The sequence below is a fragment of the Streptomyces sp. NPDC020996 genome, from assembly GCF_040641355.1.
Classification (GTDB): domain Bacteria; phylum Actinomycetota; class Actinomycetes; order Streptomycetales; family Streptomycetaceae; genus Streptomyces.
In genome coordinates, this window is record NZ_JBFADM010000021.1 from 70,268 (window position 1) to 84,522 (window position 14,255).

Genomic DNA, 14,255 nt, shown 5'->3' on the forward strand with positions numbered 1-14,255 from the left:
TCGGTAGGGGTGAGTTGTTGTGGGGTGTGGCGGTGGTGCGCCCTGGGTCAGGACGCCCGCGCGCTTCGCGGGTCCGCCTGGTCCAGCAGGGCCCGCACGTCATTGACCGGCGGATAGATCCACTCGGTGTTGATCTTGACCTTGATGTCCTTGGCCGCTTCGCCGGTGTGCAGGACCGTCCGCTCGAAGCCCGTGGTGAAGACGGCGCCCTGCGCACCCAGGTCGAGGCACGTGACATAGGGCGCGGCACGGAACGTCGACTGGGGCACACCGAGCAGACTCGCCACCGCGTTGTGCCCGGCGTACTTGCCCTGCGGAATCGCGTGCTGGCAGCTCTGGGTGACCGGGTGGCCCGGGGCCGCCTCGGGGGCCGCCGTGTCGCCGGCCGCGTACACGCCCGGTGCGTCCGGCACCGCCAGATACTCGTCGACCCGCAGGCGGCCGAGCCGGTCGAGCGGAGCGGCCACCTCTCCGGTCAGCGGATGGGCACGTATCCCGGCAGTCCACACGACCGTGCGGGCCTCCAGGAGGCTGCCGTCCGAGAGCCGCACGTGGTCACCGTCGACCGAGTCGATGGTGACACCCGTGCGGCGCTCGACCGCCAGCCGGTCGAGAGCCTCCTCGATGACCGGCCTCGGGCCGTCTCCCAGTTCCGGCCCGACGACGTCGGCCTTGTCGACCACGACCACGCGGACGTCGTCCGCCGCGGAGACCGCGGAGGCCACCTCGCGCAGCCGCCCGACCAGTTCGGTGGCCACCTCCAGACCGGTGAAACCGGCTCCGACGACGACCGCCGTGAAGCGGGCGCGCGCCGGGGGTGAGTCGGCCAGAGAGTCCAGGTGCCTCTGGAACGCCTCGGCCGCCTCGAGCGAGTCCACGTCATGGACCGTCTCGGCTCCCGGGAACGCCGGGCGGACGACGTGGCTGCCGACGGCCAGGACGAGCCGGTCGTAGCGGACGGGCTCATGACTGCCGTCGAGCGTCACCGTCGACGCCCGGACGTCGATGCCGGTCGCGGCCGCGGTGACGATGTCCACGCCCAGCGGTCCCAGCACCTGCCGCAACGGCACCTTGACGTCGTGCAGAGCCTGTTCGTACAGGCGCGGCCGGATGACGAGATCCGGGCTCGGGCTGATCAGGGTGACCGACAGGTCGTGCTGCGGCACGTTCTGCTCGTCGCGCAGCCGAATGGCGGCCGCGGCGCTCCACACGCCGGCGAACCCACCACCCAGAATCACGATCTTCTTCATACGACTTCCTTGAGGGCAATCGACGGAACGACCAGCCGGCAACGAGCAGCGCCGTTGAACCGTTCTCCAGCCGTCTCGGGGACACACACCACCGTGGACAGGCGGGCTTTCGGCTGGCTGTCCACTCACTGCCCGGTGCGAAAAGGCCGTGGACAGAGGCGGATCAGTCGCGAACGGAGCGGATGCGCAGGGAACCGGATCAGGACCTGCTGGACGTGTTCTTCGTGGCCGGACCAATGAGGCAGCTGCTGGTCGCGCGCGCGAACAGCCGATCGGAGGAGTTGTAGTGCTCCTCCGCCGGGAGCAGGGTGAACACCACCCGGCCGGGTTCGACCTCTTCGAGGGTGAATCCGGGCGCGACGGCGATGGGAGCGGCGGGCAGGCGCCCGCGGCCGCGAGGTCACGCAGCGCGTCCAGACCTGTCCTGTGGCTGAACGAGGCGGCCCGTACACGCGGGTCCTCCCACGCGAACGTGCGGATCTGCGCGTGACGTGTCGGGTTCTGTCAGTGAGGCGGCACCAGGAACGCGATGGCGCGCTGTGCGGCTCTCGCTGTCCTCCGGTCGCCCCGGCGGGCGATCGTGCGTAGTGGTCGGAGCGTCAAGCCGGACCGGAGAAGCGGTGGGTGGTGGTCGTCACGGCGAAGGGCGTCGGCGGCCCGGACGACCGTGGGACGCCGGGCGCTATCGGCCGTTCACGGGTTCGTTGGTGACACCGGTGCCGCCGCGAGCGGCGACGGGTACCGACCGTACGGGAGAGCGGCGCCCGGCCACCGCCTGTCCGACGATCGTACTGCCAAACGCTACGACCATTCCGGCGATCTGAAGCGGCGTCAGTGCCTGACCCAGCGCGACCCAGCCGATGAGCGTCGCGGACAGCGGGCTCAGCAGCCCCAGGAACGAGACGGAGGTCGCCGGCAGCCGTCCGATGCCGCGCAGCCAGAGCCAGTAGGCCAGGGCCGTGTTCACCAGCGCGAGATAGAGGTACCCGGTGATCGCCCTGCCGTCCAGAGCGGGAGGGGCGCCCTCGACCAGCAACGCCACCGGCAGCAGGAACACACCGCCCGCGGTGAGCTGCCAGCCGGACATGGTCAGCACACTGGTGCACGGCGGCCGGCCCCACCTCTTCGTCATCACGGTTCCGGCCGACATGGAAGCGGTACCGGCAGCACCGGCCAGCACGCCCAGCAGGTCCAGATGGGCGTCGCCGCGCAGCACCACCAGCGCCACACCGAGGACGCCGGCGAAACCGGCCAGCAGGGTCCGGGCCGAGACACGCTCCGCCAGCAGCACCAGGGCGAACACCGCGGCGAACAGGGGGGCACCCGCGTTGAGCACGGCAGCGACTCCGCCCGGCAGGCGGTAGGCGGCGAAGAACAGCAGCGGGAAGAAGGCCCCGATGTTGAGCAGGCCCAGGACGGCGCTCCTCCACCACCATTGACCGCGCGGCAGTGTCCGGGCGATGCCCAGCAGGACCAGCCCCGCGGGCAGCGCCCGGACCAGGCCCGTGAACAGGGGGCGGTCCGGTGGAAGGAATTCGGTGGTCACCGCGTAGGTGGAGCCCCACGTCAGCGGAGCCAGGCCAGTGGCTGCGATCACCCAGGTGCGGGCGGACAGCGAGTTCGGCATGTCGGACCTCGATCGGACGTTCGTGCCGGATCGCGATGGGGTGTACGGCCCGGCTGGACGCAGACCACGGTGCCCCACCGCCCTGTCCCACCGCTTGCCGTGCGCTGGCCGGCGGGCGGAGCGAGGAGCGAAGCGCTTGCGCAACCGAACTGTGTGTAATGCGCGGGGACCGCTGGACACCGACCTCGTGCACTCACCTCTGCGGTTGAGCGTGGGCAGACCAGCGGCCCGAGCGGCTGCGGTGTCGCCGGCCGCCACCGCGGCGGCCGCCGGTGTGATGACGGCGTGCCGTACCCGACGGGCCGTGGCCGCCGCGGTGCAGATCACCCAGCACTCCAAACGCGACGACGTCTACGCCGTGCGCCCCGGCAGGCCGGCGGGCCGGGGCGACGGGCCGTCCGTCCCGGTGATCGACAGCGACCCCGGACCGGCCGACGCCCTCGGGTCGGTCAGCCAGCGCTGCGCCGTGGAGCGGTCGCGCGCCTTCACGACGATGTCGGCGCCCGGCTCCCCGGTGACCGGGGCCAGCGCGAGCCGTTCGTCCCAGCGGGGCAGCAACTCGCCCCGCACGGTGAGGTCATAGCGCACGTCGTCGGCGCGTTCGCCCCGCCGGCCGGCGCATGCTCCGAGGACGACCACGCCGGCGTCCAGCCGCGAGTCGAGGCACAGACCGGGAGCGGCGGCGCTGCGCAGCGACCCGTCGTCCTCGTACGACCACTGCTGGGCGAGCCCGGAGGAGCACGCCGCCAGCTCGGTCCCGGCGCCGGTCCGCGGCTCGCCCTCGACGGCGAGGCACAGGCCGGCGGCGGCGTTGCGCAGCGTGAACCTGCCTGCCGTGACCGGCAGTCGGGTGGTACCGGGCGCCGACTGCCCGCCCACGCCCGGGGTCGTACCGCCGGGCGCGCCGGTGGAGGCGGCCGGGTCGGCCGTCCGGTCGGACGACCACAGGCCCGCCGTGAACATCGCCACCAGCAGACCGGCCGAGGCGACGCCCACGCCGGTCAGCAGCGGCCTGGCCGGGCGCGGCGCTCCGGGCGGGCGCCGGCCGGGCAGGGGAAGGCGGGGCACGCCCCGGTGGCGTCCGCCGCGCCGTCCCGCCACCCGCTCGGGCGGCGCCTGGCCCGCGTGTCCCGGGCGCGACTCGAGATAGCCGCGGGCGCCCCAGCCGAGCACCGCCTCCGCGAGGAGCACCCCCAGCCCGCCGCCCTCGAAATGACTCAGTTGTTCGGCGGCGAAACGGCAGTAGCGGCACTCCGCGAGATGCTGCCGGACATCCGGCAGCAGTGCGCCGCCCCGGCGTATGGGAACGTCGAGGAGGCGGTTGTAGAAGCGGCAATCCTTGGTCGGCGCGAGTTCCCGATGTGCCTGCACACATCCCTCACGGAATTTTTCACGCGCGTGTTCGAGTGCGGCCGACGCGTCGGCGGTATCCGTGCCCGACAGACCGGCCGGTACGGATATCGGCTCCGCCTCGACCTCGGTGTGCCAGAGCAGGCAGCGGGAAAGTCCGGGAAGGGCGTGGAACGCCCGTTCGGCCAGCTTGCGGTTTTCGGGCGTCAGGGACTTCGCGGTACGCATGCCGCGTCCGCCGGAGGGTTTCCGCAACTCCGGCAGCATGTCGGACACTTCGTCCCCGGCGGCCCAGGTGCGGGCGGTCTCCCGCACCGCCAGCAGCAGCCGGGGACGCAGCGCGACGGCGGACTCGCCCAGCGCCAGCCGGTCGAGGACCTGGTGGAAGGCGGCCGCCGTCACCATGGACGCGAGGCCGGAGGAGGTGGCGGCGAGGCAGACGGCGGCGTACTCGCGGGCCGGACTCCAGTGCCGCGCCATGAGCAGCGCGACGCTGCGGGCCGTTTCGCCGTCGACCCGGTCTCTGAGCCGGGCGGCGAGGTGCTCGTCGGACGCGCCGGGAAGCGCGCCGGGCGGCGGGTAAGGGGGACGAGGGGGGTGGGGGGTGAGCACTGAGCGGATTCCTTCCCACGCGCATGGGACGAATGACAGTGGTCGCCGCCGGAATTGGCCCCCTGTTCGGCGCATACCTTCCGGCGGCGGGCGCGAGAGGCGTGAATTCCGGTACGTCAAGCCGGCCCGGTCACCCATGAGGCGAAGGCGACCACCCGGTCATGCCCCCCGCACGGAAGTTTCACCCTGGCACAGTCACTCACGGCCAACAAGGCACTTGGGCAACATCCACATCATGGAAACGTGCTCGGATACGGCGGCAACTCCCCTCACCGGCACCGCCTTTCCGGATTCTGTGCGCCCCGTGTGAATCACGCGCACGCGCCGGAGCACCGCGCACGCTCCCGGAGCTCACCCCCGCGTAGTGGACTGGCACCGGCCCTTCTCGGAGGCCCTGCGCGGGACGGCGGCTCTCCTGCGCTCGTCGGGCCGCCGGCCTTGTTCCTCCCGCCCTCGGCCGGCGGCCCCGGGGGGCCCGGCGCGCGCGGCGCGCGGCCGGGAGGGCTCAGATCTGCCAGGAGCGCAGCCGGTCCGCCGCGCCGTAGACGTCGGTCTTGCCGTCGATCAGGTCGCGGGTGAGGTCGACCAGCGCGCCGTAGGGCGGGTCGATGCCGACGCCGCTGACGAACATGTACGCCACGGCGGTCGCGCTGGCGAAGCGGGCGTTCGCCGAGGGCAGCGGGCGGAGCAGGGCGAGGGTGTGAAGCAGCGCGGCGGCCCGCCAGGCCGGGTCGGAGTCCACGCCGAGGCGGGGCGGGTCGACACGGTGGCGGGCCACGGCGGCCACCAGGGCGGAGAAGTCGTTGATCGTGGGCTGGTCCGGCAGGACCTCTTCGTGGCGCTGCAGCAGCCAGGGGACGTCGATGTGGATGACGGATGCCATCGGTCAGGCGGCCCGTCCCTCGCCGCCGGCGGGTGGTTCGTCGTCCGGGAAGGCGGCGGCGAACTCGTCGGCGTGGGAGGCGAAGAACCTGCGGAAGGCCTCCGCACCCTCCTGCAGCGCGCGGTGCCGGGCTATGTCGGCCGCGGCGGCCTCCCGTACGAGGGCCTTCATGGACGTGCCGCGTTCCTTGGCGATCTGCCGCAGGTCCTCGAGTTCACGATCACTGAACTCCACATTCAGAGCTGGCATGCCTTCACGGTACCGCTGGGGTACTGAATCGTAAATATTCGCTGCTCACAGTGGATACCGGACGGTACCGGCCGGGGTGCGGGCGGCGGCCGGGCGATGCCCCGTCGTCCACACCCCGGGCGGCCTCAGCCCTGGTCGGCCACGAAGGACGCCATGCGGGCGAGGGCGGCGTTCCAGTTGATCGCGGTCTCGTTCGTCGACCAGGACTGGATGTCGTCGATGTAGCAGAACTGGCCGACGCAGCCGGTGAGCTTGCTCTGCGCGTACGGGTCCTGGATGCTCGAGTTCGCGCCTCCGGCGAGCGTCCCCTTCGGCGGGTTCGGCAGGCCGGGGTCGAGCTCGTGGGCGTACCAGCGGCTGTGCTGGTTGTGGGAGCTGACCTCGCCGTAGCCGGTGACGTAGGAGATGTTCAGCGCGTTGCGGCCGAGGATGTAGTCCATGCTCTGCACGGCGCCGTCGCGGTACTTGGCGGCTCCGGTGATGTCGTAGGCGGTGGCGAGGACGACCGCGTTGTTGAGCACCTGGTGGCTGGAGCCCCAGTCGTAGCGGTTGCCGTCCGGCGCGTACGGCATGCCGTACGGCTGGGCCTTCAGCGTGGCCAGGTAGCGGTCGGCGCCCTGGACCACCGAGCGGCGGACCTTGTCCCGGCCGGGCAGGGCGCTGGGCACGGTGGCCAGGTCCAGGCGGCCCGCCGCGGCGGTCCTGGCCCAGTCGAAGCCGAGGCTGCCGAAGATGTCGGCCGTGTGCACCGGGGAGTTCAGCACGTGGTCGGCGAACTGCTTCTCGCCCGTGGTGAGGTACAGCTCGGCGGCCGCCCAGTAGAACTCGTCGGTGGCGTCGGAGTCGGCGTAGGTGCCGCCGCCGGTGCCGTCGCTGTCGGAGGCGTACAGGTCCGGGTGGGCGAGGGCCGCCGCCCACGCCTTGCGGGCGGCCGTGAGGGCCCGCGCCGCGAACGCCTTGTCGTAGGGCCGGTACAGGCGGGCCGCCTGCGCCGCCGTGGCCGCCAGGTTCAGGGTCGCCTGCGTGGACGGCGGGTGCAGCTCGCGCTTCTGCGGGTCCTCGCCCGGCAGCAGCGGCAGGCCCGTCCACTGCTCGTCATGGATCTTGTGGTGGGCCATGCCGGCCAGCCGCTGACCGTCGGGCACCTGCATCTTCAGCAGGAACTCCAGCTCCCAGCGGGCCTCGTCGAGGATGTCCGGCACCTTGTTGCCGCTCTCCGGGACGGCGAGGGTGCCGTCGCGCAGCCGCTCCGGCTCGCCGGTGCGGGCGAGCAGTTCGCGTTCGTAGGTGCTCAGCAGCTCCCAGGTGGCGATGCCGCCGTTGACGACGTACTTGCCGTGGTCGCCGGCGTCGTACCAGCCGCCGGAGACGTCGAGGCGGTAGTCGCACACGCCCGGCTGGCACGGCACGTCGGTGTCGCCCTGGTTGGGTGCCACGCCGGCGTGGCCCGCGGCCCGGCCGTAGCCCGGCCGCAGGTCGTCGCGGATCGCGATGCCGCTGCGCTGCGTGTAGTAGTACTTCACCGAGTCCAGGCGCAGTTGCTCGTAGGCGCCGGTGCCGATGTCGAACGGGCGGCTGGTCTGCCCGTCGGCGACCAGCGTGTAGTCCTGGCCGGTCTTGCGCCAGGCGCCGAAGTCGATCGAGTGGACGTTCTGTCCGGAGGAGGCGTCGACGCCGCGCGGCACGGTCCAGCCGTGCGCGACGGTGGCGCCGGAGCCGTCCTTGAGCTGCCAGGGCAGTTTCGACGTGGCGTCGGTGACCAGGGTCGCGTTCTTCGGTCCGGCGGGCAGGTAGGCGACCTGGTTGACGCGGACGCGCGGTCCGGTGTCCGGCTGGTAGACCTCGGGCGGGACGCCGCCGAGCAGCGAGACGTCGTCCATGCACAGGCGCCAGCCTTCCGCGCTGCCGCCGGCCTGGAAGGCGACCTGGCCCTGGGTGGTGTCGACGGGCGAGGTGAACGTGTAGGAGTAGCTGTCGCCGGAGACGCTCAGCTGCGGGCTCACCTCGAACCAGGTGTCGTACGGCGCCGCCGCCAGGCCGACGAGCGCGCGGACGACGTGCCCCTCCGGCGATCCGTCCGCGGTGAAGCTGAAGCGGTACGTCTCCCCCTTGACCAGGGTGATGTCGTTCTGTCCGACCGCGGCGTCCCACCGGTTCGCGGTGCCGCCCGGCACGTCGGCGCACAGCTTGCCGCCTGACAGGCCGGCGGTGACGTTGGGGGTGGTCCACCACGGGTCGGCGGTGGAGTCGAAGGTGCCGTTCCTGATCTGCTCGACCTCGTCGGCGGCGGCCGGGCCGGCCGGCAGCCCGGCCAGGGCCGTTCCCAGCAGGGCCGTGAGGGTGAGCAGGGCGGTTCTGCGTCTTGCCACGTCTGGGCTCCTCGGGGGGTGCGGGTGACGCCCGCGGGCGAATGGGAGCGCTCCCATCGGCGGGTCAGGCCATGCTTGTGGGTGACGTGACGCCTCGTCAACGGTGCGTACCCGACGGGTTGTTGCGTGCGGACCGCGACGCGCACTCAGCCGGCCGGCACCTCCAGCCGGCTGATCCGGACCGCGCCGGCCGGCTCGCCGGGACGGCTGCTGGTCAGGGTGAGCCGCAGCCGCGAGCCGCGCACCGGGTCGAAGGTGATCAGGGTCGGCGTGTCCGAGGCGGTGGCCCAGTCCACGGCCGTCCCGGTGACCGGCACGTACCGCCGGCCGTCCCACACCGCGGCCTCGACCGACGCGGGCAGGCTGTGCGTGGCGTCCACGGTGAACGAGACCTCCACCCGGTCCAGGCCGCGCACCCGCCCGAAGTCGACGGACACCCAGTCCCGCGGCCGGGCCCCGCGGAAGGCGGGCAGCAGGGCCGTGGCCGCCTTGACGAAGCCGTTGGACCAACCGGTGGCCGCGTCGCCGTCCAGCATCGCGGCGGGCGGGGTGTCCGGGCGGCCGGAGTAACTGGCGTCCGCGTACGGGTAGTCGGCGGGCGCCGGACGGTCGGGCCGGAGGACGGCGGGCGGGGTGGTCGAGACGGTCCTCGCCGCGGTGGTGCGCACGGTCGCGGTGCCCGCCTGAAGCCCCTCGGCGCGCGCGGTCACCCGCAGGGCGCCGGGCCTGGTGCCGGAGCGCACGATCGCGAGCGCCTTGCCGTGGAAGGCGGTCCAGGTGCTCGCCCGGTAGCGCTCGGCGCTCTCCTGACGGCCGTTGTCGAGCCCGGCGAGGGAGCCGCCCGCGACGTCGAAGGAGATCAGGTGCTCGGCGTCGGGCACCACCACCCCGCGCGCGTCGACGATCTCGGCCGTCACGAACACCAGTGAACGTCCGTCGGCCGCTGTCGACTCACGGTCCGCGGTCAGGCGCACGGCGCACGGCCGGCCGGCCGTGCGCAGCACGTCGGTGGCGACCGCCCTGCCGTCCCTGCGCGCCACCGCTTTCAACTCGCCCGGACGGTAGGGCACTTTCCAGGTGAGGTGCAGCTTGCCCGCGCTGCCGGTGGGGCTGGTGTAACTGCCCGGCCAGGGACCTTCGGTGACGGTCTTGTCGTCTCCGGTCGCCTCGGTGGTCTCCAGGTAGGCGCGCCCGTCGGTGGTCCGTTTGGTGTCGAAGGTGCGCACGCCCAGGGACTCGCCGTCGAGGAAGAGTTCGACGGTGGCGACGTTGGAGTACGCCCAGACCTCGACCGTGTCGCCCTCCCGATGGTTCCAGGTCATGGGCACCAGGTGGACCATCGGCTCGCTGGTCCACTGGCTGCGGAAGAGGTGGTACATGTCCTTGGGGAAACCGGCCGTGTCGACCGCGCCGAAGAAGGACGCCTTGACCGGGAAGACGTCGTACGGGGTCGGCTCCCCGAGGTAGTCGATGCCCGACCACAGGAACTGCCCGGCGAACCACTTGCGGTCGCGGTCCTTCTTGTGACCGTACTCGCCGCTCATGGTCCACGAGGCGAGGTTGTTGTCGTAGGAGGAGGTCGCCCGCCTGCCCGGGGTGTGGTTCTCGCCGGTGTTCAGGTGCTCCGGCTCCTGGTACGTGCCGCGGGTGGAGGTCTGCGAGGACGACTCGGACTCGAAGAGGAACAGGTGCGGGTAGCGCGCGTGCAGGGCGTCCACCGACTTGGCGGTGTTGTAGTTCAGACCGAGCCCGTCGAGCTTGGCGAGCATCAGGTCGGCCGAGGACCCCTTCGCCGGCAGTGAGCGGTACTTGTCGGAGCCGATGACGAGGGGCCGGGTGTCGTCGGCCGCCTTGACGGCGGCGATGAGGCGGTCGGCCATGGCGAGGCCGGCGACGGAGGTGGAGTCGGGGATCTCGTTGCCGATGGACCACAGCACCACGGCGGGCGAGTTGCGCGCCGCGAGCACCATCTCGGTGATGTCCTTCTCGCACCACTCGTCGAAGAACCGGCCGTAGTCGTACGTCGTCTTGCCGGTCCGCCAGCAGTCGAAGGCCTCCACCATCATCACGATGCCCAGTTCCTCGCAGACCTCGATCATCTGCGGCGAGGGCGGGTTGTGCGAGGTGCGCAGGGCGTTGACGCCCATCGACTTCATGATGTCCATCTGCCGGCGCACGGCGTCGACACCGACCGCCGCGCCGAGCGCGCCCAGGTCGTGGTGCAGGTCGACGCCCTTGATCTTGGCGTAGGCGCCGTTGAGCGAGAAGCCCTCCTCGGGGTCGAAGCGGAAGGTGCGGATGCCGAAGACGGTCCGGAAGGTGTCGACGGTCTCACCGGCCACCCGCAGCTCGGTTCGGAGGGTGTAGCGGTGCGGGGCCGAGAAGTCCCACAACTTCGGTTTCGGGACGGTGAGTTCGTGCGTCTCGGTGGTCTTGTCGGTGACCTCGACGGTGGTCGTGGCGCGGGCGACGGTGCGGCCGCCGGGGTCCTCGACCGCGGACCTGATCTCGACCTCGCGCGCGGTGCGCGACACGTTCGCCACCGAGGTCCGTACCCGCACGTGTGCGCGCTCGGCGCTGACGTCAGGGGTGGTGACGTACGTGCCCCAGCGCTCGACGTGGACGGGCTCGGTGACGACGAGGCGGGCTTCGCGGTAGATGCCGCTGCCGGAGTACCAGCGGCTGCTGGGGAGCCGGTTGCGCACCTCGACCGCGATCACGTTCTCGGTGCGGCCGTCGGTGTGCAACAGGTCGGTGAGGTCGAGGGCGAAGCCGGTGTAGCCGTAGGGGTGGCGGCCGGCCTCCGTGCCGTTGCAGTACACGGAGGAGTCCATGTAGACGCCGTCGAACTCCACCGAGATCCGCTTCCCGGCCCAGGCGGGCGGCAGCGTGAAGGCGAGGCGGTACCAGCCGAGGCCGCCGGGGAGGAAGCCGGTGCCGCTGCTGGTGCCGTGGTCGGTGGTGGGCGTCTGCTCGATGCTCCAGTCGTGCGGCACCGCGACCTCGCGCCACGCCGAGTCGTCGTAGCCGGGGTCGGCCGCCCCCGCGTACGCGCCGGTGGGGTCGGTGATCCCGCCCGGGTCGACCAGCGCGAAGCGCCAGCCGTCACGCAGGGCGACGATGTGCCGGCCGGGCCGGCCCGCTGCGGCTTCGGCGGCCCGCGCCGCTCCGGCAACCGGTAAGGCCCCGGCCGCGGGCGCGGCCGTGGAGGCGATCAGAACCGATCTGCGCGTGACTGTCATGGCCGCTCCCCCTCATCAGGAATCAGAAGCACTCACAACTGATCGTGACCAAACAGATTCTGACGGTCTGCCGCGCGCGGCAGTCAAGAGTCCGGCACCGCTCTCCCGCCTCATACGCCACAACGGCCGAAAATCCCCCTTGACCGTGCCGGGCGGCTCACCCCGGGGGGCGCCGTTCACGCGAGGCCCGGACGCACTAGGCTGGAACACAAGTGACGCGCCTGTTCACTGAGAGTGCGCTATGGAGTGGCGACGATGAGCCCGGTCTACCCGTTCGACGACGCGGCGACGGCCCGGGCCGCCATCGACGGCTCCGGCGCCCTGATCGAGTGGAACGCCGGCGCGCAGCGGCTGCTCGGCTGGTCCGCCGCCGAGGTGGTGGGACGTCCCGCCGGGCGCCTGGTGGTCCGCGACACCACGGACACCATGCTCCCGCCCGTCGGATCGCGCTGGTACGGCACCGTCACCCTGCGTCACCGCGACGGGCGCACGGTCCGTGTGTGGCTGCTCGCGCACCGGCGCGGCGGCCCGGACCGCTGGCTCGTGTACACCCCGCTGGAGGGCGGCCAGCCCCTCTCCCCCGACGACCCGCTGTCCGGAGCGGTCCTCACCCAGGTGCCCTGCGCCGTCGCCGTCTACGACGGCCGGCTGCGCCTGCACAGCTTCAACGACGCCATGGCCCGCGTGATCAAGCTGCCCGAGGAACGCATCCGGGGACTGCGCCTGGCCGAGATCGGCGGCAAGACGCAGAGCGAGGAGCTCGAGGGCCACATGGTCGAGGTGCTCACCACCGGGCGGCCGCAGGACGTGCAGACGTACATGCGCGCCGGCGGCGAGGAGAGCGCGCACGCGTGGCTGGCCCGGCTGGCGCCGATCAAGGACGCGGACGGACGGGTGCGGGGCGTCTGCCTGGCCGCCCACGACTTCACCGAGAACTACCGTTCCCGGCAGCGGCTGCAACTGGTCAACGAGGCCAGTGTGCGCATCGGCACCACCCTCGACGTCGCCCGTACGGCACAGGAGCTCGCGGACATGTGCGTGCCCGCGCTCACCGACTTCGCCACCGTCGACCTGATCGACCCGCAGGACTACGGCGGCGAGCCCCCGGCCCGCATCACCGCGCCGGTCAGGCTGCGGCGCGCCGCGCACCAGTCGGTGCTCGAGGGCATCCCCGAGGTGGTGACCCAGGTCGGCCACGTCGAGCTCTACCCGGCCTCCTCCCCGCAGGCCGACTCGCTCACCGCGGGCCGCACCATCGTGGGCGCCCTCGGCACCGGCGAACTGGACCACTGGCTGGCCTGGAACCTGCCACGGCGCGAGCGCGTGCGGGAACTCGGCATGCACTCCGTGATGTCCGTGCCGATCCGGGCCCGCGGTCTCACCCTCGGCGTGGCGGTGCTCACCCGGCACCGGAACCCGGAACCCTTCACCGCCGACGACGTCCTGCTCGCGGAGGAGATCACGGCCCGGGCCGCCGTCTGCATCGACAACGCCCGCCGCTTCTCCCGCGAGCGCGAGACCGCCCTCGCCCTGCAACGCAGCCTGCTGCCCCGCTCGCTGCCGCGGACGCCCGCGGTGGACGCCGCCTCCCGCTATCTGCCGGCCGCGCGGGCCGGCGTGGGCGGCGACTGGTTCGACGTGATACCGCTGTCCGGGATGCGGGTCGCCATGGTCGTCGGCGATGTCATCGGCCACGGCGTCCAGGCCTCGGCCACCATGGGCCGGCTGCGCACCGCGGTGCGCACCCTCGCCGACATCGACCTGGCACCCGAGGAACTGCTGACCCACCTCGACGACCTCGTCGTACGGCTGTCCGCGGACACCGGCGGCGAGGGCCGTCCCGGCGAGGTCGGCGCGACCTGCCTGTACGCGGTGTACGACCCGGTCTCCCGGCACTGCACGATGGCCCGCGCCGGGCACCCGTCGCCGTTGGTGGTGCCGCCCGGGGGCGAGCCCCGGGAGATCCACCTGCCGGCCGGGCCGCCGCTGGGCCTGGGCGGCCTGCCGTTCGAGTCCGCCGACCTCGACCTGAGCGAGGGCAGCGTGCTGTCGTTCTACACGGACGGGCTGATCGAGTCCCGCGACCGGGACGCGGACGCCGGCCACCGGCTGCTGCGCGCGGCCCTGGCGACGTACACCGACTCGCTGGACGAGACCTGCGACCGGATCCTGCACGCTCTGCTGCCCGCGGGCGGCGCCGCCGACGACGTGGCGCTGCTGCTGGCCCGCACCCGGGGGCTGCCCCCCTCCCAGGTCTCGACGTGGGACATCCCCGCCGACCCCTCGCTGGTCGCCCCCGTCCGCAAACAGGTCGTCGAGCAGCTCGACACCTGGGGGCTTCAGAATGCGGCGTTCACCGCCGAGCTCGTGGTCAGCGAGCTCGTCACCAACGCCATCAGGTACGGCGCCCGCCCCATCCGGCTCCGGCTGATCCATGACGCGACCACGCTGATCTGCGAGGTCTCCGACACCAGCCACACGGCCCCGCACCTGCGCCGCGCCAAGACCTGGGACGAGGGCGGCCGCGGGCTGCTCCTGGTCGCCCAGCTCACCCAGCGCTGGGGCAGCCGGCACACGGCGGACGGCAAGACGATCTGGGCGGAGATCGGGCTGCTCGAGGAGGAGTGAGACGACGGCCGGGCCGGCCGGCGCGTCCGGCCCGCCCCGGGCGGG

General features: G+C 72.5%; 8 protein-coding genes. 1 reads left to right on the top strand and 7 read right to left on the bottom strand.

All coding sequences use genetic code 11. The annotated features are described in order from the left end of the window. Nucleotides 1-47 precede the first annotated feature (47 nt). The 7 genes from AB0G63_RS17340 to AB0G63_RS17370 all read right to left on the bottom strand — a co-directional run bounded on the left by AB0G63_RS17340 (nt 48) and on the right by AB0G63_RS17370 (nt 11,582). Complete coding sequence (locus tag AB0G63_RS17340; protein ID WP_360750695.1) at nt 48-1,250, bottom strand: FAD-dependent oxidoreductase; 1,203 nt, start codon at nt 1,248-1,250, stop codon at nt 48-50. A 682-nt stretch (nt 1,251-1,932) separates the two neighbouring features. Next, nucleotides 1,933-2,877, bottom strand: a complete 945-nt coding sequence (locus AB0G63_RS17345; protein WP_360750697.1) for an EamA family transporter — start codon at nt 2,875-2,877, stop codon at nt 1,933-1,935. A 351-nt stretch (nt 2,878-3,228) separates the two neighbouring features. Beyond that, nucleotides 3,229-4,839, bottom strand: coding sequence for an RICIN domain-containing protein (locus AB0G63_RS17350; RefSeq protein WP_360750699.1), 1,611 nt, complete (start codon nt 4,837-4,839; stop codon nt 3,229-3,231). Nucleotides 4,840-5,344: 505 nt separating this feature from the next. Further along, nucleotides 5,345-5,722, bottom strand: coding sequence for a toxin Doc (locus tag AB0G63_RS17355; protein WP_324788180.1), 378 nt, complete (start codon nt 5,720-5,722; stop codon nt 5,345-5,347). A gap of 3 nt (nt 5,723-5,725) precedes the next feature. Beyond that, nucleotides 5,726-5,971, bottom strand: coding sequence for a hypothetical protein (locus AB0G63_RS17360; protein WP_324788179.1), 246 nt, complete (start codon nt 5,969-5,971; stop codon nt 5,726-5,728). Between the two features lie 125 nt (nt 5,972-6,096). After that, nucleotides 6,097-8,340 carry a glycoside hydrolase family 9 protein gene (locus AB0G63_RS17365; RefSeq protein ID WP_360750701.1) on the bottom strand — a complete coding sequence of 748 codons (2,244 nt, stop codon included), beginning with the start codon at nt 8,338-8,340 and terminating at the stop codon, nt 6,097-6,099. Nucleotides 8,341-8,486: 146 nt separating this feature from the next. Then, entirely contained in the window at nt 8,487-11,582 is a 3,096-nt protein-coding gene (locus tag AB0G63_RS17370; protein ID WP_360750703.1) for a glycoside hydrolase family 2 TIM barrel-domain containing protein, read from the bottom strand. A gap of 255 nt (nt 11,583-11,837) precedes the next feature. On the opposite strand from AB0G63_RS17370, the gene AB0G63_RS17375 reads away from it, so the two are divergent. Further along, nucleotides 11,838-14,210, top strand: coding sequence for a SpoIIE family protein phosphatase (locus tag AB0G63_RS17375; protein ID WP_360750705.1), 2,373 nt, complete (start codon nt 11,838-11,840; stop codon nt 14,208-14,210). Nucleotides 14,211-14,255 lie beyond the last annotated feature (45 nt).